Genomic DNA, 23,561 nt, shown 5'->3' with positions numbered 1-23,561 from the left:
TGTGGGTCGTTTTTGTAACCTCTTCCATTAAAAAACCTTCTTGTATTTACCGTATCCCGGTGATACTAACACAAACCCCGCGGCAGGGCGCAACCCCCCGGGGGTAGCCGCAGCACGGGTGCTCAGAAGATCAGGTCGCTCCAAGCCTGCATGCCCAGCGCGTAGCCGAAGCGGTCGCCCTCGACGTAGCCCCGCGCCAGCAACCGCTTGAGCGCCAGCGGCAGCAGCGTCGCGGGGGCGAGGGGCTCCATGTGCGGGGTCGCGTGCAGAAACTTGACCGCCTCGTCGAAGAGGCGCACCTGCGGCAGGCGGCGGGTGGCGTGCTCGAGCGCCCGCAGCAACGCCCCCTCGTACAGCGGCAGGTCCGGCTGGTTGCGGTGGAAGACCAGCGAACGCGCCCCCTGGCGCATCGCCTCCACGTACCCCACCGGACCGGCCCAGCTGCGCACCGCGTCCTGAAGGCGGTAGCGCATGCGCGTGAGGCCGAAGCGGCGCAGGTTGAGGGCCAGGTCCACGACCGGCGCGGCGGAGTGCTCGCGCACGAGCACCGGATCGAAGAGTGCGAGCCGCTTGAGGTGCGCGGCGCGCACGGCGAGCAGGTGGGCCATCAGGGTCTCGGGGTAGACCCAGGCGGCGCGCGGGGTGGCCGGGCGGGCACCCACGCCCAGGCGCAGCGGCCAGAACCACGGGGCCAGGGCGTTGCCCCGGCCGATGCCCAGCACCACCAGGTCTTCCGAGGCGCGCAGCAGCGTCACGAGCTCGCTCAGCTCGCTCGCGGAAAGCCGCGCCGAGGCGGGCGCGAAGACGAAAACGTCGTCCGGTTGCGAACGGAGCCGGGCGAAGCGCAGCAGCGCGCGCAGCGCCACGATCGGCCCCCGCGGCCTGGGGGTGGTGAGCAGCTCCACCTGGGGCGCCAGCGCGCGCGCGGAAAAGGCCGGCAAGGGCGCGTCAAGGAAGACCACGGACTCCATCGCGGCGGCGCTGGCGTGCGCGGTGAGGGCCGGGAGACCCGAGAGGTCCTGGTGGGCGTAGAGGAGGAGGAATCCGCGCATTGTTATCGATCGTACCCTATTACGGAGAAATAAACGCAAGGTTAACACCTTGTAGTTGAAACACGCTCCTATTACTGCTCGTTGTCCTCGGCCTTCGTGGGCAAGAAAACCGCTTACGAACTTTCCTGATTCGTTAACAGAGTGTAATCTTTTGGATTGTTTCGCTTTACTGAGGCGGCGCCCGGTCGGCGGGCGGTTCCCCCGCGGCGTCCTCGGGGTTGGCGATCCGCACTCCCAGGGAGTAGGTCACCGAGAGGCGCTTCCCGCTATCGTCCAGGCGTGCGATCTCCAGCCCCTTGACCCAGACCGGACGGTCCAGTTCGCGCACCGCGTCGAGCATCGCGTAGGCGTCGGCGAAGCTGCCTTCGACGAGGATCAGCCCGTCTTCGAGGCCGGGGTTGACCTCGCGCACCTCGAGCCCCAGCGCCAGCGCCCGGTCGATGAGCTCGCGGTAGACCTCGGGCAGGGCCGCGGGGTCGAGGGGTTCGGCCCGTCTCGGCGGCGTTTGCGGCACCTGCAGCAACTCCTCGAAGCGCGCGCGCAGGCGAGCTTCCTCCAGCCGCGCCTGCCGCAGCTCCCAGGCGGAGAGCCCGACCCATCCGGCCATGAGCAGGAAGACGAGGGTCGGCAGCCAGGCGTACCAGCGGCTTCCGTTCATCGGCCCATCACCTTACCCGGGAGCTCGAAGAGCGGCAGGTAGAGCGCGAGGGCCACGAAGAGCACGATCACCCCCAGAACGACGGTCATCACCGGCTCGATCATGCTGGAGAGGCGCTTGGTGGTGTGGTCCACCTCGCGCTCGAGGTGGTGCCCCACCTGGTCCAGCATGCGGTCGAGCTCGCCCGACTCCTCGCCGATGCTGACCATCCGGGTGAACATGGGGACGAAGACCTCGGGCTCGTGAGCGAGGGCCTGCGAGAGCGACTCCCCCTTGGAGATGCGCTCCTGGACCTCGTCGATCAGGGCCGCGATGTAGCGGTTGCCGGCCAGATCGCGGGCGGCGTCGAGCGCCGCGAGGATGTTGATCCCGCTTGCGTAGAGGGTGGCCAGGGTGCGCGCGAAGCGGGCGAGCCCGCTCTTGTGCGCGATCGGCCCGAAGAGGGGCAGGCCCAGGAAGGCGCGGTCGATCAGGTAGCCCCCCGCGGGGCTGGCGCGGAAGCGCCCGAACCCCCAGACCAGCAGCGCCAGCCCCGGCACGATCACCGGCGCGTAACGCCGCACCGCGTCGGAGACGGCCAGCAAGGCCAGGGTGATGCCGGGAAGGTCGGCCCCGGCGTTGGCGTAGAGCTTCTGGAAGACGGGCACCACCACGACCAGCAGCGCCACCACCGCGAGCAGCACGATGACGATGGCGAAGATCGGGTAGGTAAGCGCCGAACGGATCTTCTGCTGCAGCTCGAAGGCGTCGTCGAGGTAGCGCGCCACCCGGCGCAGCGTCTCCTCGAGCGAGCCGCTCAGCTCGGCCGCGGCCACCATGCGCACGACGATCGGCGGGAAGGCCTCGGGAAACTCGCCCATGGCCTCGGCCAGCCCCGAGCCCCCCTCGATGCGGGCCCGCACCTGCTGGGCGGCGTGCCGCAGCGTGGGGTGAGGGCTTTGCAGGCTCAGGGTGTTCAGGGCCTGCACCAGGCTCACCCCCGCCCCGATCAGGGTGGCGAACTGCTCCATGAAGAGCACCAGGTCGCCGCTCCCGGGCCGGCGCTGGCGCCGGCGGCGGGCGGCGGGGGCGAGCCGCAGGGGGAAGAGCCCCATCTCGCGCAGCCGGCGGCGCGCCTCCTGGGGGCTTTCGGCCTCGATGACCCCCTCGGCGGTGCGGGTCCCGTTTTCGTCGCTCGCCAGGTAAACGTAGCGCATCTAGGCCTCCAGCATCCCCAGCACCCGCATCAGCTCCTCGACCGTGGTCTGCCCCTCGCGCACCTGCAGCAGCCCAATCTCCCGCAGGGTGCGGTGTTCGATCTTCTCGGCGTAGGCCCGCAGCGCCGGCTCGCCCTCGCCCTCGCCCACGATCCGCAGGCTCTCGCGGTCGAAGGCGAAGACCTCGTACAACCCCACGCGGCCGGTGTAGCCGGTGTTGCGGCAGTAGCTGCACCCCTCCCCGCGCCGCTCCTTGGGCGGCGCCTCCCCGCTGAGGAACCAGCGCTCCTCCTCGGTAAGGGGTCGCCAGTCGCCGCACTGGGGGCAGACCCGCCGCACCAGCCGCTGGGCCACGATGCCGCGCAGCGTCGAGGCCAGCAGGTAGCGCTCGGCCCCCATCTCGATCAGGCGGCTGACCGCCGAGAGAGCGTCGTTGGCGTGCAGGGTGGCCAGCACGAAGTGGCCCGTCAGGGCCGCCCGCAGCGCGGTGTCCAGGGTCTCGGCGTCGCGCACCTCGCCCACGAGGATGACGTCCGGGTCAAGGCGCAGCGCCGCGCGCAACACCTCGGCGAACCCCAGCCCGATGCGCGGTTGCACCGGGATCTGGTTGATCCCCTCGAGCGGGAACTCGACCGGGTCTTCGATGGTGATGAAGTTGCGCTCGGGGGTGTAGATGTGCTCGAGCGCGGCGTAGAGGGTGGTCGTCTTCCCCGATCCGGTGGGGCCGGTGACGAAGAGGATGCCGTGAGGGCTGCGCACCAGCTTGCTGAACTTCTCCAGCTCGGGGCGGAACATCCCCAGCTGCTCGAGCCCGATGCGCACCGCCGTGGGGTAGATGATGCGCAGCACCACCTGCTCGCCCCACAGCGTCCCCACGCTGGCGATGCGCACCTCGTGGCGCTTGCCCTCGTGAACGAAGGAAAAGTGCCCGTCCTGGGGCCGCCGCCGCTCGGCGATGTCGAGTCCGGCGAGGATCTTGAACCGGGCCACGATGGCCTGCGCTTCCTCCTTGACGATGCGGCGCAGCTCCTGGAGGACCCCGTCCACGCGCATACGCACCACGAGGGCGTTTTCGCTGGGGTCGAGGTGCAGGTCCGAGGCTCCGGCGGCGATGGCGTCGCGCAGCAGGGCGTCGGCCATACGCACCGCCGGGGAGGCGTCGGCTTCGGGGAGGGCGTCCTCCTGGACCGCCGGGGCGGCGGCCCGCACCTCTTCGATCGTGGCCCTCCCGAGCGCCCGGTTCAGGGCGTGCAGGATCTCGGAGTCGGAGGCGAGCTGGGGAACGATCTCGCGTCCGGTCATGTAGCGAAGCTCGTCGATCAGCTTGAGATCGCCGGGGTTGGCCATGGCCACGTAGAGGCGGTGCCCATCGAGACGGTACGGGAAGACCCGGTGCTTGCGGGCGAAGCGGTCGTCCACCAGGGCCACGGCCTGGGGATCGGGCTCCACCTGCCCCAGCTGCACCACCTCGGCCTGTTGCTGGGTCGCCAGCGCCCGCACCAGGTCTTCCTCCTTCAGGTAGCCGCGTCGCAGCAGCACCTGGCCCAGGCGCTCGCCGGTGCGCGCCTGCTCCCTGAGGGCGTCCTGGAGCTGCGCCTCGCTGATGTACCCCCGCCGCACGAGCAGTTCGCCCAGCTTACTGCGGTAGCTCAAGGGTCACCTCCCACACGTAGTCCTCGGCCTCGGCGTCCCACTGAGTCCAGGCGGGCGGGGCCGCGAGACGGCGCGCCAGCACCTGGGGCTTGCGGGGATCGAGGGCGCGACCGCGCAGCACCAGCTTGAACTCGTCGACCTGAACCCCGTCGAGCCAGGTGCCCTCCGGCAGCGCCCGGGTCACCCGTTCCAGCAGGGCGGGGGTCACCCACGCGGGCAACGGCGTCTGCTGCTCGGGACGGGCAGCCTCGAGCCGGGCGATGTCGCGCGAAAGCCCCGCGTTGAGCGCCCGCTGCTGCCGCAGCTGCACCCCCAGGGCCGCGTAGCCGGCCAGGCCCAGCGCCAGCCAGAGCGAGCTCCAAAGCAGCGCGCGCTGCGCCTCGCGCGGCAGCCCCTCGCCGAGCCGGCGGCGGCGTGGGCGCAGGTCGAGCCAAGGAGGCTCGCGGCGCCAGGCCGCCGCCTTAAGCACCGCGGGCTGGGCCGACTGCACCACCTCGTGCGCGGGCAGCCCCTCGGGTACGGGCGGCGGCTCGGGCAGGCCGAAGAGCCAGGCCGCCTCCACGGGCTCGTAACGCCCGAAGAGCTGGAGCGAGCGCCCTACCTCGTCCGCCAGCGCCCGGCCGCCCTCGTCCAGGGGGTGGGCCAGCTGGCGGAAGTCGCTGAGGCGGCCCTGCTCGAAAAGGGCCATGCTGTTCGAAAGGCCGTCCAGGACGATCCAGCTCCCGCGCCCCGCGAACTGCGCGAGCGAGGCGCGCCAGACCGCGAGCGGCAGCGGCTCGAGCCGGCGGAGGCGCAGCCGCCGGCTCAGCACCCCCGCCGCCTGCGCGGGCATGGCCGCGAAGAGCACCCGGCGGCGGTGTTCTTCGACCACGTCCAGTAGCTCGTAGTCGACGTTCAGCTCGTGCTGCCCCCAGAAAGGGCTGCGCTCGGCCTCGGCCAGCACCGCCTCGGCCAGCGGAAAGCCCTCGAGCTCGGGAAAGAGGGCCGTACGCAGGAGCAGGTACTCGCTGGAAAGCCCCAGGTAGAGCGGCCCGCGCACCCGCTGGGCCCGCAGGAAACCGCGCACCTCCGACACCAGCCGCTCGTAGTCGGGCTCGCCGGCGCTGATCACGCCCTCGAGGGGGTGCTCGATCAGCTCGGTCGTGTAGAGGAACAGCGAACGCGCGGTGCAATAGAGCTCAGCCATGCGATGGACCCATTTTACCGGAGCGAGGCCGCGGCGCGGGACACCGCGTAGACCTCGGGCAGGCCGCCTTCCCCGGGCAGGCGGGTGAAGCGCAGCTGCGCGGCGGCCCCCGACACCTCGAAGCGCCCGTCGTAGCCGCTCAGCACGGTCAGGGGCACGAAGGCGTCGCGGCGGCAGGGGGTCGCGGATTCGGCGCGCTCGAGCCGTCCCTCCCGAAACCGGTAGCACGCCCAGGCGCCGTCCGTGCGCCGCAAGAGCAACCGCCCCCGCACCACGCGCCCGCTCACCGCCTGCTGTACGTCGCCCACGAACGCCCGGCGCACCTCCAGGTAGTCGCCCTGCTCGCCGAGCAGGCGCTGCGACTGCTGCCACATGCGCACGCCCGGCACGAAGAGCATCGCCGCCATGAGGGCGACCACGGCGGCCACCAGACCAGCCACCGCCAGCTCCACCAGGGTGAACCCGCGCGCGCGCCTCACCGCAGCACCCCCAGGGTGGCGGCGAAGACGTCGCCCTCTTCGTCCAGGAGCACGATCTCCACAACCCGCTCCCCGGGAGCACGCCGAACCACGCAGCGGAAGCCGCCCAGTTCCGGGTAGTCCTCCCGCCGCACGCCCGGGCAGGAAGACTCACCCGACGGAAGCGTCCGCAGCGCCTGCAGGTGCTCGGAGGCGTTCTCCAGGGCCGCTAGCTGCACGCCCAGCCGCCGGGCCTCGAAGGCGGTGCGCTGCACGCCCAGCAGCGCCGCGATCACCGCGGCCGCGGCCAGGGAGAGGAGCACCAGGGCCACGGTCACCTCCACCAGGGTGAAGCCGGCGCGCCTCCTCACCGCAGCGCCTCCCGCCGCAGCAGCCGGCCGCGGGGGTCGAGGGTGACGCGGTAGTAGACCTCGACGCGCTGCCCCTCGTTGAGGGGGCCGCCCAGCGTCCGGCCGGCCACGCACCAGACGGCGCGCCCGCGCGCAGCGCGCAGCGGCAGCGCCGCGTACTCGCCCAGGAGACGGCCGCCGATGCGCACCGACCGGAAACGCCACGCCGCGTCACCGGGCGGCGGGCAGCGCAGGCGCAGCGGTCGCGCCGCCCCGCCCCGGCGTGCGCGGGCCAGCGCCGCCCAGGCCAGGTCGTCCGCCTGCCGCGCGGCCGTCGCCAGCTGGAGCGCACGCAGTTGCTGCTGTCCCATAAGGGCCAGGGGCCCGGCTACGAAGAGCAGGGCCAGCACCACGACCACGAAGGGGAGGATGGATCCGCGTTTGCGCAAGGTCGCCCCAAACGGGCACCGGGGGGCGCTGGCCCCCCGGTGCGGATTCCTTAGCGGAAGTTGATGACGTAGGCTCGGCGGTTGTTCTTATAGGTTCGGGCGTTGGCGTTGTACACCCGCACGCTGGAGGCGGGGTTGCCCGCGCAGCGGATCTGCAGGTTGGGGTCGCGGACGCCCACCGCGGTGTTGGAACCGGTCCTGCGGATCTCGTCCACCGAGCTCAGCAGCTGGGTGCAGGTCGGCTTGGTGCCGCGGTTCTGCGCGAGGTAGATCGAGTAGGCCGAACGCAGCGCGTCCGCCGTCGCCTGCACCTGGGCGTCGACCGCGGTCTCGGTGGTGCTCAGGAAACGGGGCACCGCGATCGCCGCCAGCACACCGATGATCACGATCACGACCGCCAGTTCGACCAGAGTGAAACCTTTGTTCTTCTTGCTTCCCTTCATCTTCATTCCCCCTTGGTTTCCGCTTGCGCGGTTTGGTCTTACACCTTGATGGTAGCCAGCCGAAATGCGCCTTGGTACCCCTAACTGAGGGCCCCCGTTTGGGGGGATAGAAAAGTGTAGTTTTGGGACGGTTATATCCACGCGATAACGCCGGAGCCCGCGCGCGGCCCCGTAGAATGGGGCATGCTCGTCTTTCTTGGCTTCGTCCTGGGCGCGGTCATCGGGTCCTTTCTCAACGTCGTCGTCTACCGCCTGCCCAAAGGGGAATCCGTGGTTCATCCGCCCAGCCGCTGCCCCGCCTGCGGCCACCGGCTGGGGGCGCTGGACATGGTGCCCATCCTCAGCTGGCTCGCCAGTCGCGGGCGCTGCCGCTACTGCGGCGCACCGGTGAGCGCGCGCTATCCGCTGGTGGAGGCGCTGACCGGGGGGCTCTTCGCCCTGGCCGCGTGGCTGCACCCGGTTCCCGACGCGGGGCTGGTGCTGGTCTGGGCCTTCACGGCGCTCCTCATCGCGCTTTCGTTCATCGACATCGACCACTACGTCCTCCCCGACGGCCTCACCTACGGAGGGCTGGCGCTGGGCCTCGCGGCCGCGGCGCTCTGGGCCTTCCCGGTGGCGTGGGGCGAGGCCTGGCGGGGGGCGCTCGCGGCCGCGGGGCTGCTGGCGCTGATCGGCGGCTTCGCCAACCTGGTGCTGCGGCGCGGCGCCAGCGGCCGGCCGGGGTTCCCGGTGGGGCTCGAGCACGTTTTCCTGGCGGCCGCGGTGGCCGCTTGGTTCGGCTGGGGCTGGGGGGTGGGGGCCGCCGCGCTGGCGGTGACGATCAACCTGTTGCTACGCCGCCCCCTCCCCTGGCCCGACGCCCTCACCCTGGGCGCGGCGGTCCTGGGGGTCGTCGTCGCCAGCTACGGCATGCGGCCTTTGGGCGTCGTGGAAAGCCTCTGGGCCGCGCTCCTCGCCGCCGGCGCGGTTGCGCTCGCCGGGGGGCTCTACTGGGCGCTGGTGCCGGAGGAGGACGAGGACGACGAGGACGACGAACCGGTGGCCATGGGTTTTGGCGACGTCAAGCTGGCCGGCATGCTGGGGGCCTGGCTGGGCTTCGGCCCCTTCCTGGTGGCGCTCATGGTCGCGGTCTTCGCCGGCGCGGTGCTGGGCCTGCTCTTCCGCCGGCGCAAGCTGCCCTTCGGGCCCTACCTGGCCCTGGGGGGCTGGATCGCGCTGTGGTGGGGGGCGTCCTGGGTCCAGGCCTACCTCGCCTACCTGGGGTTAAGCTAAACCCGTGGAGAAGCTGCTCGAGGTGATGCGCCGGCTCAGGGCGCCGGACGGCTGCCCCTGGGACCGCAAGCAGACGCACGAGAGCCTGCGGCCCTACCTGCTCGAGGAGGCGGCCGAGGCGGTGGACGCGATCGCGGAGGGCGACCCCGCGAAGATGGCCGAGGAGCTGGGCGACGTGCTGCTGCAGGTGGCCTTTCACAGCGTGATCGGCGAAGAGGAGGGCACCTTCGGATACGCCGACGTGGAACGGGCCATCGTGGACAAGCTGATCGAGCGACACCCCCACGTCTTTGCAGACCGCGAGCTCCACACCGCCGAAGAGGTGCTGGCCAACTGGGAGAAACAAAAGGAAGAAAAGCGGGGGCCGCAATCCCCCTGCGAAAAGGTGCCGCGCAGCCTGCCGGCGCTGGCGCGCGGCTACGAGCTGGCGCGCAAACTGGAGCTCGCGGGCGACCGGGAAGCGGCGGCGCGCGCGCTCGCGGCCGGCGACCTGGAGGCGGCGCTGTGGGAGGTGGTCAAGCTATTCGCCGAGCGAGAGGAAAACCCGGAGGTTGCCCTCAGGGAGCGGCTCTCCGCGCTCTGCTCGAACGAGCCGTAGCCACGCCGCCCAAGGAGCTGGCCGCGCCCGCGGGGTTCCGGCCCGCGGCGGTGCTGGTCGCCTTCGCGCCCGACGGGCGGCTGCTGCTCACCGTGCGCACCGCCAACCTGCCCAGCCACGCCGGCCAGATCGCCTTCCCCGGCGGCCGCCTCGAGCCCGGAGAGACCCCCGAGCAAGCAGCGCTGCGCGAGGCCTGGGAGGAGGTGCAGCTCGACCCCGGACAGGCGCACCCCCTGGGCCGGCTGCCGGCGGTGCTCAGCCCCCACGGTTTCCACGTCACCCCGGTGTTGGCCTGGCTCGATGCCCGGCCCCGCCTACGCCCCAGCCCCGACGAGGTGGCCGAAGTGCTCTGGGTGCCGCTCGCGGAGCTGGCTGCGGCCCCCGCCTGGAGCGAGCTGCGCGAGCGCGGGGGCCTGCGCCGCGAGGTCTGGCACTACCCCTGGCGCGGTCACGACGTCTGGGGGCTGACCGCCAACGTGCTGCACGATCTTTTGGAAAAAGTGTGCGGGACCCGCGCTTGACCCCTGCCGCGCAGCTAGACTGCGAAAGGGAGGTGCCCATGAAGGTCGGGATTCTGATCGAGGAGCTCTTCGACGAACGCGAGTTCATCTACCCCTTCTACCGGGTGCAGGAAAGCGGGCTCGAGCCCCTGGTCATCGGCCCCGAGTCGCGGGGGTACAAGGCCAAGAGCGGCTGGATGGCCCGCGCCACGGCCGCGGCCTCCGAGGTGAGGGCGTCCGAGCTGGCCGGCCTCGTCATCCCCGGCGGCTACGCCCCCGACCGTCTGCGGCGCAGCGAGGCGGTGCTCGAGCTGGTGCGCGCCGTCGACGAAGCCGGAAAACCCCTGGCCGCCATCTGCCACGCCGGCTGGGTGCTGATCAGCGCCGGCGTCATCCGGGGACGGCGCCTGACCGGCTACCGTTCGATCAAGGACGACCTGACCAACGCCGGCGCGCAGTACGTGGACGAACCCGTGGTCATCAGCGGCAACCTGATCACCAGCCGCGGCCCCGGCGACTTGCCCGCCTGGGCGAGGGCCTTCGTCGAGGCCGTGAAACAATATTCGTAAACCTTTGCTTGACATTTTCTAAAGCTCCGGTTTACACTGACTGAGAACCGGAGGTGAGCGTGGCTGTACTCGTTGCAGAAGGCCTCGAAAAAACCTTTCGCAGCCGGGGCAAGACCACCCGGGCCGTCGCCGGGGTGCACCTGCGGGTGGAGCGCGGGGAGGTGCTGGCCTTCCTGGGCCCCAACGGCGCCGGGAAGACGACCACGATCAAGATGATCGCGGGCCTGATCCGGCCCGACGCTGGTTCGGTGCGGGTGGCGGGGCGCGACCCCCACCGCGACCCCTGGGCGCTCCGGCAGCTGGGGGCGGTGCTCGAGGGCAACCGCAACGTCTACTGGCGGCTCACGCCCCTGGAAAACCTCGAGTACTTCGGCGTGCTCAAGGGGCTCACGGCGGCGTCCGCCCGCCGGCGGGGCAGGGCGCTGCTCGACCGCTTCGAGCTGACCCACAAGCAAAACGCCCTGACCCAGCAGCTCTCCCGCGGCATGCAGCAAAAGCTGGCCATCGCGGTCAGCCTCATCCACGAGCCGGCGCTGCTGCTCCTCGACGAACCCACGCTGGGCCTCGACGTGGAGGCCGCCGAGACCGTCAAGCAGCTCATTCGCGAACTCGCCGGCGAGGGCCAGGCGATCGTGCTCACCACCCACCAGCTCGATGTGGCCCAGCAGCTCTCGCACCGGGTGGCCATCATCCGCGAGGGGCGCATCGTCGCCGAGGACCGCACGGCCACCCTGCTCGCCCGTTTCTCCGGGGACCAGTACGAGATCGAGGTGGAAGGCGAGCTGGGCGAAGCGCGCCGCGCCCGCCTCGCCGAGCTGGGCGCCCAGCCCCTGAACGGCCGCATCGTCTACGTCGGCTCGCCCGAAGGGCTCTGGGCGGTGCTCGAGGCGCTGCGCCCGCTGCCCGTCCTGCGGGTGGAGAAAGACCGCGCCGACCTGACCGAGGTCTTCCTGAAACTCGTGCGGGAGGAAGCGCATGCTTAGGGTGATCGGCGTCGAGTTCAAGCGCAGCCTGCTGATGCTGCGGCGCTACCCCATGGAGATGGTGGGGCAGCTGATCGTGATCACGATGATCTTCTACGGCCTCTTCCTGGGGGCGCAGTACATCGCCGGCCCCACGGCCCAGTTCGGAGACCGCCTCGACGCGCTGGTCGTGGGCTACGTCCTCTGGACGCTGGCCCTCTTCGCCATCGGCGACCTCAGCTGGGGGTTGATGAACGAGGCGCGCGAGGGCACCCTCGAGCAGGTCTTCCTCAGCCCCTTCGGCCCCGGCCGCGTCTACTTGGCCCGCAACGTCGCCGGGCTGCTGCTCACCCTCGGCCTCAACCTGAGCATCCTGGGGTTGATCATGCTGCTCACCGGCGTGCGGCTCGACTTCTCCTGGACGGCGCTGGCGCCGCTGGCCACGGTGCTCCTCGGCGCCTACGGCCTGGGCTTCCTGCTCGGCGCGCTGGCGCTCTACTTCAAGCGCATCCAGGCCTTCCTCAACCTGTTCCAGTTCGTCCTGATGTTCCTGATCATGACCCCGTTCGAGCAGCTGCACGGCCTCTTCCGCGCGGCCGGCTACCTGCTGCCCATGACCACCGGGGCCGGCCAGCTGCGGGCGCTTTTAGCGCGCGGCGAGGCCTTTGACCCGGTCGTCTTTGGCCTGAGCCTCGCTGGCGGCCTCGTCTACCTGGCCCTGGGGCTTTGGGTCTTCGGCCTCGCGGTGCGCGCGGTCAAGCGTCGGGGGCTGCTGGGCGGGTACTAGCGCCGCCCCTCGCCGAGCCGTAAATCAAAGACGACGCCTCCCAGAGGGACGCCTTCCGGGAGGCTGCTTCGGGTTCGGGGCTAGCTCAGCGCCGCGGTTTCGCGCACCGTGAGCAGGTCCTTCGCCGTGGCCCAGACCGCCTCGGGGGTGCTCCACTCGGGCAGGTCAGCGAGCGGCGGGTGCAGCACCGCCTGCACCAGCCCCACCACCGCGGCGGCGAGCTCGTGCTCCTCCAGGTCAGGCCGCACCTTCCCCTGAGCCTGCGCGCGGCGCAGCTGAGCGTTCAGCCGCTCCCAGGCCTCGAGGAACGAACGGTGCACCTCGGAGCGGGCCTCCTCGGGGAGCGCCACCAGGAAACCGTCGGAAAAGAGCAGTCGGACCTCGGGGTCTTCCTTGAGGGTGCGCACCCGCCCAGTCACGAACGCCTCGATCCACTCCCAGGGCGGCAGGTCGTCCGGAGGCGTGGCGCGCTCGAGGCGGTCCAGCAGCTCGTCCGCCATCGCCTGCAGGATCGCGGCCTTGGAGGGGAAGTGGCGAAACAGCGCGCCCGGCGTCACGCCGATCTTGCGCGCGATCTTCTCCGTGCGCAGCGAGGAGATGCCGTGATTTCGGCAGAGCTCGAGCCCCGCCTGTACGATCTGCTTCCGACGCTCGGAGGTGGGTAGCCGCGTCGACTTACGCATCGCAAACCTCCTCGCCATCCTACCAGTACGTAACGATACGAAAAGGGGAGGGGCCGAGCCCCCTCCCCTTTTCCCCTCGCACCTCAGGTCGTCGTCTTCATGGTGGGGCTGTACGCGGCCCAGAGCGCGACCACGAAGATGGCCACGGCCAGGATCCACATGTTCCACGAAGCAGCGCCCAGAGAAGTGTACTTGACAAACCAGGGCGTGAAGAATCCGATCAGGGCCGCCAGAGCGTTGACCCAGTCTTCCCAGACGCCCTTGTCCGAAAGCGCCCAGACCGCGAGGATCAGCACCACGCCGCCGATGATCCACGCACTCCAGGCCGCGCCCGCGTTACCGGTAAACCCGAAGATCCAGGGCGAGAGGAAGAGCCAGCCGCCGAGTACCACGTTCACCCATTCCAGCGTGTTTTTCATCACCTTCACCTCCTCTTTCGACTTAAGTATATAACTACTTACTTACATCTGTCAAGCAGGCGGAACCAGAGGCGGACCGGTGAGCCGACGCGGTATCCGCGAAGCGGCTAGCGCGCGCTGTCGCCGTCTTCGCGCGGCGCGCCGGACCGCCTAGCGCCCTCACGCTCCTTGGCGAGCGCCAGCCGAACCGCAAAGTAGACCACGATCCCGATGGGCAGCGCGGCCAAGATCATGAGCAGCAGCGCCATCAACGCGCCCACCACCGCGCCCAGCGCCCCACCCGAAAAATCGATGTTCACGAACCACCTCCTAAAATCTAGCTTGTACGTATTCTACTATGCCCAGGGACCGCCCCGCCGCTTGGATGAACCACCGTCAGGCCCGCGTCGGCGCTTCCTGAACCAGCCCGGCGTAGAAACGCGCCCCGGCCCGCAGCTGCTCCACCTCGATGAACTCGTGTTCGGTGCGGGCCAGGGTGTAACCGGTGGACCGATACAGTGCTAATGTGCTGCCTGTTCGGGAAACGTGATCGTCGACGCCAGAAACTGTGAGGGAAGCGTGGTTATTCCACTAAAAGCGCTTCAACTGCACGGCGTACTTCCTTAGAGAGGAACAGAGCCCAAAACGACAAGCCCGCTACGAGTGGAAACACGATCCACAACCATAGCGTGTCCGCAAAGTGTATCGGAGCGTACCTGTAAAATGCAACCAGCACCAAGACAGCTAAGCCCGCAGTGAAGGCTGCCAAGAAAAAGGTTTGGATGTGCAGCGGCAAAAACCTCATGCCATCCCGTATTAGCACTAGTAACAAGCTCACTAAAAGGGAGACAACCAACACAGAAATAGCAAAGGGTGCTATAAATAAAAAATTATGGCAGGTTTCAGCAGGGCCGCAAACCACGCGGTTTGCAGCCCCCACGAAGGCAACAACTAAAAGCCCGTTAAGGTAGCTAGCTAGTAAGCTGAAGACGCGTTGGTTCGTGGTCCCCATCGTCGCCGGCGCGCCCTTATGGCTCACTCACTCTCCCAGTACGTACGAACCAGCTTGGCTACACAAATCCAGTCTCCGTCTGTAGATTCGTACGGCTCACCCTTGTACACTTCGTATTTCCTTTCATAGCCCTCAAAGGTCCGCACGAGATCAAAACCCGTTTCGTATACATGCTTCTTTAACTCGCCGCATACTACATCATCAATAGCCTCAGCGACGGCAGCCCCCGCCGTCTTCGACATCCAACTCTTGCCGGTGGAGGTAAACTCATCTATGAGTTCTACTGCAATCCTACATCCTACGTAGGCCCACCCATTGTAATTGTTGATGTACACAGGACGCACCTCATCGGTGCGAACTGTGGCGTTCAGATGTGAGCATCCGTTGCCTCCGTTGCCTGGCGTAAACTCATCGTCGGTGCGATACTCTTGGCCGGTTTTTGTTTTCTTAACAATGCTTGAAGGGTCCAGCTGACTTGATGCCTGTGCTTGAGCGACACCTGCAAAGAGCAGCGCTTGGATCGCCGCTACCAACACAAGTATTGATAGTTTATGTTTCATTCTCGCGCCCCTTTCCACAAACCTGTGGGTTTGTATACAGACACTACCCCCCCCCCCCCCCCAGTTCATTTGTCAAGGCTTATTGCAGGGTATAATATACTTGCTTGTTTGTACTGCATACATCGTATATCTTTCGGCGGTAGCACCTACTGTGGAGCTGTGCCAATATTGCGCTATACGCAGAAATCGGCATTCCTTGTACTCCGTTCAGATACCCAGGTTCTGCTTTGCGACTTTGGCTGTCGGAGTGTCAGAGCTGTGGCGCCTGCTGGACCAGCGCCTCGTAATAGCAGGCCCCGGAGAGCAGTTGTTCGACCTCGATGAACTCGTGTTCGGTGTGGGCCAGGGTGGGGTCGCCGGGGCCGAAGCCCGCGGTGGGGATGCCGGAAGCATGGGTGTAGCGGCCGTTGACAGTAAGGGCGCAGCCACACCGAGCCGCTTGCTGGCCGAACATGTGCGGCTTGGTTGCACATAGGGACTAGCGTCGGAGCGCTTTGTAAACGGAGAGCACTCCCCATATCCCTGCCAACTCGACGATCATGATTATACTAGCATATAGGATTGATACATTATAAAAGTAAATATAATTAACAACTAACCACAGGATGGAGGAGAATAATCCCGCCTTTGCTAAAGTGTGGCTATACTTGCAGCGTGAACAGCCAACCAGCGTCATTCCAACGACTACAGCGTAGATCTCGACGGCTACGTCGGAAGGAATCCGCATGAGAATCTTGAACCAATACACCATCATCACCAAGAAGCTCAGCTCCATCGCATCGAGCAGATCCGAGTCTGTATTGTGTGATTGCTCTCTATCCTTGTCCACGTATACCCCCTAGGCAAACTAGGGCAGGGGGCAGGCCGGCCTGCCCCCTGCGAAAGAAACGCGGTAAAGCACGATTAATAATACACCTCGGGGCCGAAGTAGCCTTCCTTACAGGTTTCGCATCGTTGGTAAAAGCTGTTCCATTCGTCCCATTCGTGGTAATAGTGGGGCCGGTAGCCAATTTGCTCGTTATAATCGCGAATGCCGTATGGGTGTGTTTTTATTTCACCACAGCTAAGATAGAGCCCGCCACCAACTATTCCGGCCCTGACTGCATCCTTCAACTTACTGGTCGCAGCCTGAATCGATTTGGAAATTACTGTTGATTCTACGAGTCCATCTACAAGCGCACCGCCTTCTCCGCCAATAAATGTAAGGGCCTCTCCAACAAGAACGCAGCACAACGCTTTGTGTGACCTAGAATACACACGACGCGTTATAGGTTCATAAAAGTTGTGCCGTGTAATCAAATATATAGGCCGACTATCTAGCCGGCCTAAGGGGTAGTCATCTATTGAACTCTATTCAATTGCGAGTAAAAACGATGTATTCTCACGCACTTTAATTATCAGAGCGCCTTCCGCGATTGCGCTCCGCCCTCAGCGCAAGTCGCACAGCAACGTACACCACTACGCCAATAGGCAGGGCAGCCATGATCAGCCAGAAGAACGCGGCTATAAGCCCTACCAAAACCTCCATCGGGCTTCCTGTCAAGTCTATATTCATAGCTACTCCTAACCTACCGTAATGTGTCTGTCGTCGATCTAGCAGCCGTTATGACTCGCGTATGCGCTTGCAGGGTATATCTTAACCCAGCCCGCTATCCAGTACCATGCTTCAGCGCTAGCCACTGATGAACAACTTCTGTATGAATCATGGAGGTACATAACCTTGTACGCGCTAGATCGGGCTCTACCGCTATCTTCGTCCCTAGCCGAGTCACTACCGGCACGTACGAACACCTTGGACTTCGTATCGGGAGAAAACCAACCGACACATGAGACCCAAGCCGAGCCTTTTGCGCCTGGAGCCGATGTGGTGTTCGAAGCAAATGCGCCCGACCGACATATTAGATTTCGCCCTCCCCCACTTTCGTTTATTACTATCGACCCCATGGGCGCTATTGACAAACCTTTGGCCTTAGCTGATTTAACTGCGTTATAAGTCATGATTGCCTTGTCAATCATGAGACTGACAGACCTTCTGTCACTAGCTGACATAGGTTCTATCAGCGCATTCCCATTGGGGTCGTTCGTCAAACCCATAGATTGCGGTTCCATTTCACGCTTTAAATCATGCATCAATTTAATTGATGCCTCAGAAAATTCCAAAGGGCTGAGCGAAATTGAAAAATCAGTGCTGGTGCTCTTGAGCCATACACCCGGCGCAATTTGATCCATGCCTGCTAGGTCATGGCTGTTGGTGGTATCCTCATTCACGTTCGCAGCGTTATCTGCTTCTCTCTTTGGAGGAACCTGTAAGTTTGGTTGGCTACACGCGGCTAAAAAGACTAGCAGCGCTGCCATACCGTATGCCATAAAGCGAGCCGTCATTTTCTACCGCCTTCCTACAAACCTATAGGTTTGTAGGCTAAGGCTACCCCCCCCCCCCCCCCTGTCCGTTTGTCAAGGAGGATTACAGTTACCTATATACTTCCTTGTTTGTACAATCTACATCGTATATCTTCAAGCGGAAGCGTCTTCTTTGAAAATGCGCCAAGATGCTGAGCTTCGCCCTTGGCGTAGTTTTTTGTACCTCGTTCAGATATTAGGCTCACGATCTTCGTTTAAGCAACCAGGCATCGTTAATAATGCTGCGGCTCTTCCTTTACCAGCGCCGCGTAGTAACGCGTTCCGGCTAATAGCTGCTCGACCTCGATGAACTCGTGCTCGGTGTGGGCCAGGGTGGGGTCGCCGGGGCCGAAACCGGCGGTGGGGATACCGGAGGCGTGGGTGTAGCGGCCGTCGGTGGCGAAGGCCCAGAGGCCAGGACGGGGGCCGGGGCCCAGCACCTCGCGGCGGACCCGCTCCAGTTGTCGCACGAGGGGATGGTCGGGGTCGGTGCGCACCCCGGGGGTGTTCTCGAGCTCGCCGTGTTCCCAAAGCGGCGGCACCTCGAAGCGCACCGCAAGGCCGCGGCCCAGCTCGGCCAGAAAGGCCTCCATCTCCGCGGGCGTCTCGCCGGTGGTGCGCCAGTCGAGGATCAGCGTCACCCGGCCGGGGGTGCGGTTGGCGCTGGCGGTGTCGGCGTGCAGGGTCGTGGGGGTGATCGACGACGCGCCCAGCACCGGGTCGCGGTGACGGCGGGCCACGGCCAGCCGCTGGAGGAAGCGGGCGAGGGCAAAGTTGGGGTTGTCGGCGCTGCGCGAAAGCGCCGCGTGGTGAGGGGAGCCTTCGAAGACCAAGCGCACCCGGGCCACCCCCCGGTGGCCGTAGATGACCTGCAGGTTCGAGGGCTCGGCGATCACCGCCGCGGCCACCCGGTTCTTAAGCTCGGGCACCAGCCGCGCCGCGCCGGCCCCGCCCAGTTCTTCCTGCACCACGCTGGCCACCCAGACGTCGCGCGGCGGCGGACCTTCCGCGCACGCGGCCGCCGTGCCGTAAACGGTGGCCGCGAGCGGGCCCTTGATGTCCACCGCGCCGCGGCCCCAGAGCCGCCCCGCTTCGTCGACATGCCCCGAAAAAGGCGGGTAGGGCCAGTTGGCCTCGTCGCCCACGTCCACGTGGTCGAGGTGGGTGAGCAGCAGCCAGCCGGGCCCTTCCTCCCGGCCCCGGATGCGGCCGACGGCGTTGCCGGCGGCGTCGACGTAGGCCTCGTCGTAGCCCAGGCGCTTCATCTCGGCCACGACGAGCGCAGCCAGCTCACCCTCGCGCTTCGAGGGGCTGGGCGTCTGCACCAGCCTGCGGGTGAAGTCGACCACCGCCCGGTCCACGTCAGGTCGCCCTTCTGCGCGGGTCGAAGGCGTCGCGCATCCAGTCGCCGATCAGGTTGGTGGCCAGCACCAGCGTGGCCAGCACCAGCCCCGGGAGCACCGTCGTCCACCAGACCCCCGAGTAGATGTAGTCGAGGCCGCGCTGGATCATCAGCCCGATGGCCGGGGTCTCGATGGAAACGCCCACTCCCAGGAACGAAAGCGTGGCCTCAAGCAGGATCACCCGCGGCACGTCCACGGACATCTGAACCAGGATGACGGAGAGCACGTTGGGCAGGATGTGGCGGAACATGATGCGGCCGCGGCTCATCCCCAGCGCCTCGGCCGCGAGCACGTACTCGCGCTCCTTCTCGCTGAGCACCGCCCCCCGCACCAGGCGGGCGTAGTTGGCCCAGCCCACCACCCCGATGACGAGGATCAGCTTGAGCACGCTGCCGCCGCCCGTGAGCGCCAGCACCACCAGGGCCACCAAAAAGGTGGGGACGGCCAGCTGAATGTCGGCCAGCCGCATGATCAGCTCGCCCAGGCGGCCGCCGGCGTAGCCGGCGAGCAGCCCCAGCGGGGTGCCGATGGCCACGCTGAGGAGCACCGCCGCGAACCCCACGGCCAGGCTCACCCGCAGCCCGAAGAGCAGGATCGAGAGCACGTCGCGCCCCTGCTCGTCGGTGCCCAGCGGATAGGCGGGCTCGCCGCCCGGCACCCAGGCCGGGGGCATCTGCGAGATCATCAGGTCGCCCTGCATGGGGTCGTGGGGAGCCAGGTAGGGCGCGAAGACCGCGGCCAGCACGAAAGCCAGCAGCAGGAGGATGGGAAACCAGGGCAGCTTCTTAAGCATAGCGGACCCTCGGATCGATGATCGCGTAGAAGAGGTCGACGACCAGGTTGACGACCGCGAAGAGCACCGCGACGACGATGATGAAGGCGATGATCACCGGCCGGTCGTCGGCGTAGAGGGCGTCGAGCGCCAGCCGGTTCATGCCGGGAATGGCGAAGATCTTCTCGGTGACGACCGCGCCCGCCATCAGGTGGCCGAACTGCAGCCCGGCGACGGTAATGAAGGGGATCAGGGCGTTGCGCAGCGCGTGCTTGTAGACCACCACCCGCTCGGCCAGCCCCTTGGCCCGGGCGGTGCGGATGAAGTCCTGGTTCAGCACGTCGAGCATCGTCGAACGCACCATGCGCAGGAAGAGGGCGATGCGGTAGAGCGAGAGCGTGAACGCGGGCATCAGGTAGTGCTTCCAGCTGGAAAGCCCCGAGGAGGGCAGCCAGCCGAGGTTGACCGAGAAGATGAGGATCAGCATGATGCCGATCCAGAAGGTGGGCGCCGAGATGCCCAGCACCGAGAGGAAGCGCAGCGTGCGGTCGGTAAGGGTGTCGGCGCGGACGGCCGCGCCCACCCCCATGGGCAGGCCGAGGAGGACCGCGATGAAGAGCGCGGCGAGGACCAGCTTGAGCGTGGTGGGGAAGCGCTGCAGGATGAGCCGCAGCGCCGGCTCGCCCGAGAGGAAGGAGATGCCCAGGTCCCCCTGGGCCAGGTGCCCCATGAAGCGCAGGTACTGGACGTAGACGGGCCGGTCCAGACCGTAAGCCTTGCGCAGCTCCTCGACCTGGGCCGCGCTCATGTCCGGGGGCGCGAGGTTCTCCATCGGGTCGCCGGTGAGTTGCAACCCGAGGAAGATGAGGGTGGCGACGACGAAGACGGCGAAGACGGTTTGTGCGGTGCGAACGAGCAGATAACGCAGCATGGAAGGACGCCGTTGGCGAACCCGCCGGCCGGACCCCGACGGGGTCCGGCCGGGAGGGGGCTACTGCTTCTTGGCCTCGAAAGCGTGCAGGTACTCGTCGGGCCGCGGCGAGAAGTCGATGCCCTTCGCCACGCCGGCGATCACGTTTTCGTAGTGCAGCGGAATGTAGGCCACGTCCTGCACCATGGCGATCTCCATGGCCTGCTGCAGGAGGGCGTCGCGCTCGGTGGGGTCGAAGGTGCTGGCCGCCTTCTCGATCAGCGCGTCGACCTCGGGGTTGTGGTAGCGCTGACGGTTGAAGCGGCCGTAGAGCCCTTCGGGGTCCTTGGAGTGGAACATCGAGAGCATGGTGTTGATCGAGTCCATCGAGCCCCAGCCGGCGATGTAGAGGGTGAAGTGCCCCTTGGTCATGTTGGGGAAGAAGACCTTCTTGGGCACCGCGTTCACCTCGGCCTTGATGCCGATCTTGCGCAGCATGCTGGCCATGGCCTGGGCGATCTGGGCGTCGTTGAGGTAGCGGTCGTTGGGGGCGTCGATGCGCAGCTCGAAGGGAACGCGCTTGCCGTCCTTGGTGGGCAGCTCGAGCCAGCCGTCGCCGTCCTTATCGCCGTAACCCAGATCCTCGAGGATCTTGCGCGCACCCTCGGGGTCGTAGGGGAAGCGCTTGATCTTGGACGAGTAGCCCTCGTGCACCGGCGCCAGGAACTGCTGGGCCACGGTCGCCGCCCCGCCCATGATCTTCTTGACGATGGCCTCCTCGTCGATCGCCATGTAGACGGCCTTGCGCGCGGCGGGGTCGAGGAAGGGGTTCTTGGCGCCTTCGGGCAGCCCCTCGGAGCCGTACTCGCGCCAGTAGTCCATGGCCACGTAGATGATGCGCACGCCCGGGGTCTGCTTGACCGTGGCGCGGCCCGACCGCTCCACGCGGGCGAAGTCCTGCGGCAGCACCTTCTCGGCGATGTCGATCTCACCCGAGAGCAGGCCGGCCACGCGGGTCGCCCCCTGGGGGATGTTCTTCAGCACCACCTTGGCGAAGTCGGGCTTGGGGCCCCAGTAGTCCTCGAAGCGCTCGAGGGTCAGGTGGTCGGCGTTGAGCCAGTCCACGAACTTGTAGGGGCCGGTGCCGATGGGGTGCTTCTGAAAGCCCTCCTCCCCGACCTTCTCCATGTAGGCCTTGGGGATGACCGCGGCGTGGTCCAGGTGCGCCGGCAGCAGCGGATCGGGCACCTTGGTCTTGATCTCGACGGTGACCTCGTCCAGCGCCCGGGCCGAGACGACCTTGCCCACGTAGGCCTTCATCTGCGACTTGGGGTGGGTGGCCGCGCGCAGGATCGAGTAGGCCACGTCCTCGGCGGTCATCGGGGTGCCGTCGTGGAACTTGACGCCGCGGCGCACCTTGAGGATCCAGGTGTTGGGGTCCGTGTTCTCGATCGAGGTGGCCAGCACCGGCACCACCTTGCCCTCGCGGTCGTAGAAGAAGGGGGTTTCGAAGATGTGGTGCTGCCAGGACAGGGTGGTGGTCTCGTTGCGCAGGTGCGGGTCGAGGGTCACGGCCCCGCCCTGGTAGGCCACCACGAGCTGGTCTCCGCCCGCAAAAGCGAGCGCGGACACGAACGCTAGCAGAATCCCAATACGTTTCATACACCGACCTCCCGTTCTCGTTTCCGCCGCTTTCGGCGGCGTGGTTAGGGCTTCGCCTTACAGCTTAGCGCACCGCCGGCGCGGCCGGGTGGACTCGTTTCGAGCTGGCGGGCTTCCTAGAGCTCGTAGAGCGCGCCGAAACGATCGTTCAGGTAGCGAACCAGCGCGTCGGTGCCCGGCGGGGTGCCCGTCGCCCGTTCCACCAGCTGCCGGGGCGGGAAGCGCCGGCCGTGCCGGTGGACGCGGTCCCGCAGCCACGCGAGCAGCGGGGCGAACTCCCCCCGGGCGAAGGCCTCCTCCAGCTCGCCCAGGTCGCGCCGCGCCGCCTCGAAGAGCTGGGCGGCGTAGACGTTGCCCAGGGTGTAGCTGGGGAAGTAGCCGAACATGCCGCCCGACCAGTGCACGTCCTGCATCACCCCGTCCTTGAAGTTGGGCGGGACGACGCCGAGGTAGTCGCGGTACTTGGCGTTCCAGGCCTCCGGCAGGTCGTCCACCTCGAGCTCGCCCCGGAAGAGCGCCAGCTCGAGCTCGAAGCGGATCAGGATGTGCAGGTTGTAGGTCACCTCGTCGGCCTCGACCCGGATCAGGCTGGGTTTTACGGCGTTGACCGCGCGGTGGAAGTCTTCGAGGCACACGTCCGCAAGCGCCGCAAAGCGGGGTTGCAGCTTCGGGTAGTAGAAGCGCCAGAAGCCCAGGCTGCGCCCCACCAGGTTCTCCCACATCCGCGACTGCGACTCGTGCACCCCCATGCTGACGGCCTGGCCCATGGGGGTGCCCCAGTGCTCCGCGGGCAGCCCCTGCTCGTACATGGCGTGCCCCGCCTCGTGCACGCTGCCGAAGAACGCGGCGCTTAAATAATCGGGGTAGTAACGGGTGGTGATGCGCACGTCGCCGGGGCCCACGGAGAGTTCGAAGGGGTGGGCCGTGGGGTCGATGCGGCCCCCTTCCAGGTCGTAGCCCAGAAGGCCCGTGACCTCGTAGGCGACCGCCCGCTGCACCTCCACCGGATAGTTGCGGTGGAGCACCTCGACCGGGGGCCGGACCGCCGACGCGCGGATGCGCTCGAGCAGATCGCGCGTCGCCCGCCCCAGCTCCGCGAACATGGCCTGCAGCCGCGCCGCGCGCTCGCCCGGTTCGTAGTCCTCGAGCAGCGCGTCGTAGGGCTCGGTCTCGTAGCCTACGGCCTCGGCGTATTCGCGGGTGAGTTGGAGCACCCGCTTCAGGTAGGGCTGGAACCCGGCCCAGTCGTCGGCCTCGCGCAGCGACTCCCAGGCGCTCTCGCCCTCGCTCTGGGCCTGGGCCAGGGCGACGGCCAGGTCGTCGGGCACGCGCACGGCGCGTTCGTGGTCACGGCGCCATTCGCGCACGTTCGCGGCCTCGGGACTCTCGGGGTCGGCCACCAGGTCGCTGCCCTCGACCGCCTCCAGCCACTCGGCGATGCGGGGATCGGTTCTTCGCGCGTGCAGCAGGCGCGCCAGCGCCGCGAACTGGCGGGCGCGGTGAGCGTGCCCCTTGCGGGGGATGTAGGTGCGCTGGTCCCAACCGGCCAGCGCCCCCAGGCTCTGGTAGTAGGCGGTGTCGATCTGGAAGGCTCGCAGGGCTTCGTAGGCTTGTTCGGGTTTCACGGT

Annotated in this window: 27 protein-coding genes; 6 read left to right on the top strand and 21 right to left on the bottom strand. The window is 67.0% G+C overall.

Annotated features, from left to right (window positions below):
- Positions 1–122 precede the first annotated feature (122 nt).
- The 9 genes from HNQ05_RS06680 to HNQ05_RS06640 form a co-directional block, all read right to left on the bottom strand.
- Entirely contained in the window at positions 123–1,052 is a 930-nt protein-coding gene (locus HNQ05_RS06680; RefSeq protein WP_147148080.1) for a hypothetical protein, read from the bottom strand.
- Positions 1,053–1,218: 166 nt separating this feature from the next.
- Positions 1,219–1,710, bottom strand: a complete 492-nt coding sequence (locus HNQ05_RS06675; protein WP_147148078.1) for a hypothetical protein — start codon at positions 1,708–1,710, stop codon at positions 1,219–1,221.
- A complete protein-coding gene (locus tag HNQ05_RS06670; RefSeq protein ID WP_147148076.1) occupies positions 1,707–2,906 on the bottom strand; it encodes a type II secretion system F family protein in 1,200 nt (399 codons plus the stop codon). The genes HNQ05_RS06675 and HNQ05_RS06670 overlap by 4 nt, the downstream gene beginning before the upstream one ends.
- Complete coding sequence (locus HNQ05_RS06665) at positions 2,907–4,559, bottom strand: GspE/PulE family protein (RefSeq protein WP_147148074.1); 1,653 nt, start codon at positions 4,557–4,559, stop codon at positions 2,907–2,909.
- Positions 4,543–5,745 carry a PilN domain-containing protein gene (locus HNQ05_RS06660; protein WP_147148071.1) on the bottom strand — a complete coding sequence of 401 codons (1,203 nt, stop codon included), beginning with the start codon at positions 5,743–5,745 and terminating at the stop codon, positions 4,543–4,545. The genes HNQ05_RS06665 and HNQ05_RS06660 overlap by 17 nt, the downstream gene beginning before the upstream one ends.
- Before the next feature lie 14 nt (positions 5,746–5,759).
- A complete protein-coding gene (locus tag HNQ05_RS06655; RefSeq protein ID WP_183677681.1) occupies positions 5,760–6,224 on the bottom strand; it encodes a prepilin-type N-terminal cleavage/methylation domain-containing protein in 465 nt (154 codons plus the stop codon).
- Complete coding sequence (locus tag HNQ05_RS06650; protein WP_183677679.1) at positions 6,221–6,574, bottom strand: prepilin-type N-terminal cleavage/methylation domain-containing protein; 354 nt, start codon at positions 6,572–6,574, stop codon at positions 6,221–6,223. The genes HNQ05_RS06655 and HNQ05_RS06650 overlap by 4 nt, the downstream gene beginning before the upstream one ends.
- A complete protein-coding gene (locus tag HNQ05_RS06645; RefSeq protein ID WP_183677677.1) occupies positions 6,571–7,002 on the bottom strand; it encodes a hypothetical protein in 432 nt (143 codons plus the stop codon). The genes HNQ05_RS06650 and HNQ05_RS06645 overlap by 4 nt, the downstream gene beginning before the upstream one ends.
- 50 nt (positions 7,003–7,052) lie before the next feature.
- Positions 7,053–7,445 (bottom strand): type II secretion system protein, encoded by a 393-nt coding sequence (locus tag HNQ05_RS06640; protein WP_147148065.1) that lies wholly within the window; start codon positions 7,443–7,445, stop codon positions 7,053–7,055.
- Positions 7,446–7,628: 183 nt separating this feature from the next.
- Between HNQ05_RS06640 and HNQ05_RS06635 the strand changes: the two genes are divergently transcribed.
- Genes HNQ05_RS06635 through HNQ05_RS06610 form a run of 6 tightly spaced genes read left to right on the top strand, consistent with a single transcriptional unit; the run spans position 7,629 to position 12,133 of the window.
- On the top strand, positions 7,629–8,717 hold the full coding sequence (locus tag HNQ05_RS06635) for a prepilin peptidase (RefSeq protein WP_147148064.1): 1,089 nt from the start codon (positions 7,629–7,631) through the stop codon (positions 8,715–8,717).
- Positions 8,718–8,721: 4 nt separating this feature from the next.
- Positions 8,722–9,315: a MazG family protein gene (locus tag HNQ05_RS06630; protein ID WP_246104125.1), complete on the top strand. Its 594-nt coding sequence runs from the start codon at positions 8,722–8,724 to the stop codon at positions 9,313–9,315.
- 17 nt (positions 9,316–9,332) lie between these two features.
- Positions 9,333–9,836 carry an NUDIX hydrolase gene (locus HNQ05_RS06625; protein ID WP_260147698.1) on the top strand — a complete coding sequence of 168 codons (504 nt, stop codon included), beginning with the start codon at positions 9,333–9,335 and terminating at the stop codon, positions 9,834–9,836.
- A gap of 38 nt (positions 9,837–9,874) precedes the next feature.
- Positions 9,875–10,384: a type 1 glutamine amidotransferase domain-containing protein gene (locus HNQ05_RS06620; RefSeq protein WP_147148062.1), complete on the top strand. Its 510-nt coding sequence runs from the start codon at positions 9,875–9,877 to the stop codon at positions 10,382–10,384.
- Positions 10,385–10,443: 59 nt separating this feature from the next.
- Entirely contained in the window at positions 10,444–11,367 is a 924-nt protein-coding gene (locus HNQ05_RS06615; protein ID WP_147148060.1) for an ABC transporter ATP-binding protein, read from the top strand.
- Positions 11,360–12,133, top strand: coding sequence for an ABC transporter permease (locus tag HNQ05_RS06610; RefSeq protein ID WP_147148058.1), 774 nt, complete (start codon positions 11,360–11,362; stop codon positions 12,131–12,133). Before HNQ05_RS06615 ends, HNQ05_RS06610 begins: the two co-directional genes overlap by 8 nt.
- An 80-nt stretch (positions 12,134–12,213) precedes the next feature.
- On the opposite strand, the gene HNQ05_RS06605 is transcribed toward HNQ05_RS06610, so the two are convergent.
- From HNQ05_RS06605 to HNQ05_RS06550, 12 genes are all read right to left on the bottom strand, one after another.
- The gene (locus tag HNQ05_RS06605) at positions 12,214–12,816 is read right to left on the bottom strand and encodes a TetR/AcrR family transcriptional regulator (protein ID WP_183677675.1); all 603 of its coding nucleotides are present in this window, start codon (positions 12,814–12,816) and stop codon (positions 12,214–12,216) included.
- Between the two features lie 83 nt (positions 12,817–12,899).
- Complete coding sequence (locus HNQ05_RS06600; protein WP_147148055.1) at positions 12,900–13,235, bottom strand: SPW repeat protein; 336 nt, start codon at positions 13,233–13,235, stop codon at positions 12,900–12,902.
- A 107-nt stretch (positions 13,236–13,342) separates the two neighbouring features.
- A complete protein-coding gene (locus tag HNQ05_RS06595; RefSeq protein ID WP_147148053.1) occupies positions 13,343–13,534 on the bottom strand; it encodes a hypothetical protein in 192 nt (63 codons plus the stop codon).
- A gap of 263 nt (positions 13,535–13,797) precedes the next feature.
- Complete coding sequence (locus HNQ05_RS06590) at positions 13,798–14,253, bottom strand: hypothetical protein (protein ID WP_147148051.1); 456 nt, start codon at positions 14,251–14,253, stop codon at positions 13,798–13,800.
- Positions 14,250–14,786 (bottom strand): hypothetical protein, encoded by a 537-nt coding sequence (locus tag HNQ05_RS06585; RefSeq protein WP_147148048.1) that lies wholly within the window; start codon positions 14,784–14,786, stop codon positions 14,250–14,252. Before HNQ05_RS06585 ends, HNQ05_RS06590 begins: the two co-directional genes overlap by 4 nt.
- A 250-nt stretch (positions 14,787–15,036) precedes the next feature.
- Positions 15,037–15,240, bottom strand: coding sequence for a M20/M25/M40 family metallo-hydrolase (locus HNQ05_RS06580; protein WP_147149140.1), 204 nt, complete (start codon positions 15,238–15,240; stop codon positions 15,037–15,039).
- Positions 15,241–15,264: 24 nt separating this feature from the next.
- Positions 15,265–15,615: a hypothetical protein gene (locus HNQ05_RS06575; protein WP_147149138.1), complete on the bottom strand. Its 351-nt coding sequence runs from the start codon at positions 15,613–15,615 to the stop codon at positions 15,265–15,267.
- Between the two features lie 1,804 nt (positions 15,616–17,419).
- A complete protein-coding gene (locus HNQ05_RS06570) occupies positions 17,420–18,547 on the bottom strand; it encodes a M20 family metallopeptidase (RefSeq protein ID WP_147148663.1) in 1,128 nt (375 codons plus the stop codon).
- A gap of 1 nt (position 18,548) precedes the next feature.
- Positions 18,549–19,382, bottom strand: coding sequence for an ABC transporter permease (locus HNQ05_RS06565; RefSeq protein WP_147148660.1), 834 nt, complete (start codon positions 19,380–19,382; stop codon positions 18,549–18,551).
- The gene (locus HNQ05_RS06560; RefSeq protein ID WP_147148658.1) at positions 19,375–20,292 is read right to left on the bottom strand and encodes an ABC transporter permease; all 918 of its coding nucleotides are present in this window, start codon (positions 20,290–20,292) and stop codon (positions 19,375–19,377) included. Before HNQ05_RS06560 ends, HNQ05_RS06565 begins: the two co-directional genes overlap by 8 nt.
- A gap of 60 nt (positions 20,293–20,352) precedes the next feature.
- The gene (locus HNQ05_RS06555; RefSeq protein ID WP_147148656.1) at positions 20,353–21,933 is read right to left on the bottom strand and encodes an ABC transporter substrate-binding protein; all 1,581 of its coding nucleotides are present in this window, start codon (positions 21,931–21,933) and stop codon (positions 20,353–20,355) included.
- Positions 21,934–22,049: 116 nt separating this feature from the next.
- On the bottom strand, positions 22,050–23,558 hold the full coding sequence (locus HNQ05_RS06550; protein ID WP_147148655.1) for a carboxypeptidase M32: 1,509 nt from the start codon (positions 23,556–23,558) through the stop codon (positions 22,050–22,052).
- Between the last annotated feature and the right edge of the window lie 3 nt (positions 23,559–23,561).

Source organism: Oceanithermus desulfurans (assembly GCF_014201675.1).
Taxonomy (GTDB): Bacteria; Deinococcota; Deinococci; order Deinococcales; family Marinithermaceae; genus Oceanithermus; species Oceanithermus desulfurans.
The sequence above is the reverse complement of the archived record's forward strand: the minus strand, read 5'-3'. Positions and strand labels throughout refer to the sequence as shown.

Bases quoted from the DNA above. Each gene is read 5' to 3' on its own strand.
- HNQ05_RS06680 (WP_147148080.1), bottom strand. From the start codon at position 1,052: ATGCGCGGATTCCTCCTCCTCTACGCCCACCAGGACCTCTCGGGTCTC.
- HNQ05_RS06675 (WP_147148078.1), bottom strand. From the start codon at position 1,710: ATGAACGGAAGCCGCTGGTACGCCTGGCTGCCGACCCTCGTCTTCCTG.
- HNQ05_RS06670 (WP_147148076.1), bottom strand. From the start codon at position 2,906: ATGCGCTACGTTTACCTGGCGAGCGACGAAAACGGGACCCGCACCGCC.
- HNQ05_RS06660 (WP_147148071.1), bottom strand. From the start codon at position 5,745: ATGGCTGAGCTCTATTGCACCGCGCGTTCGCTGTTCCTCTACACGACC.
- HNQ05_RS06640 (WP_147148065.1), bottom strand. From the start codon at position 7,445: ATGAAGGGAAGCAAGAAGAACAAAGGTTTCACTCTGGTCGAACTGGCG.
- HNQ05_RS06635 (WP_147148064.1), top strand. From the start codon at position 7,629: ATGCTCGTCTTTCTTGGCTTCGTCCTGGGCGCGGTCATCGGGTCCTTT.
- HNQ05_RS06620 (WP_147148062.1), top strand. From the start codon at position 9,875: ATGAAGGTCGGGATTCTGATCGAGGAGCTCTTCGACGAACGCGAGTTC.
- HNQ05_RS06610 (WP_147148058.1), top strand. From the start codon at position 11,360: ATGCTTAGGGTGATCGGCGTCGAGTTCAAGCGCAGCCTGCTGATGCTG.
- HNQ05_RS06605 (WP_183677675.1), bottom strand. From the start codon at position 12,816: ATGCGTAAGTCGACGCGGCTACCCACCTCCGAGCGTCGGAAGCAGATC.
- HNQ05_RS06600 (WP_147148055.1), bottom strand. From the start codon at position 13,235: ATGAAAAACACGCTGGAATGGGTGAACGTGGTACTCGGCGGCTGGCTC.
- HNQ05_RS06585 (WP_147148048.1), bottom strand. From the start codon at position 14,786: ATGAAACATAAACTATCAATACTTGTGTTGGTAGCGGCGATCCAAGCG.
- HNQ05_RS06580 (WP_147149140.1), bottom strand. From the start codon at position 15,240: ATGTTCGGCCAGCAAGCGGCTCGGTGTGGCTGCGCCCTTACTGTCAAC.
- HNQ05_RS06565 (WP_147148660.1), bottom strand. From the start codon at position 19,382: ATGCTTAAGAAGCTGCCCTGGTTTCCCATCCTCCTGCTGCTGGCTTTC.
- HNQ05_RS06560 (WP_147148658.1), bottom strand. From the start codon at position 20,292: ATGCTGCGTTATCTGCTCGTTCGCACCGCACAAACCGTCTTCGCCGTC.
- HNQ05_RS06555 (WP_147148656.1), bottom strand. From the start codon at position 21,933: ATGAAACGTATTGGGATTCTGCTAGCGTTCGTGTCCGCGCTCGCTTTT.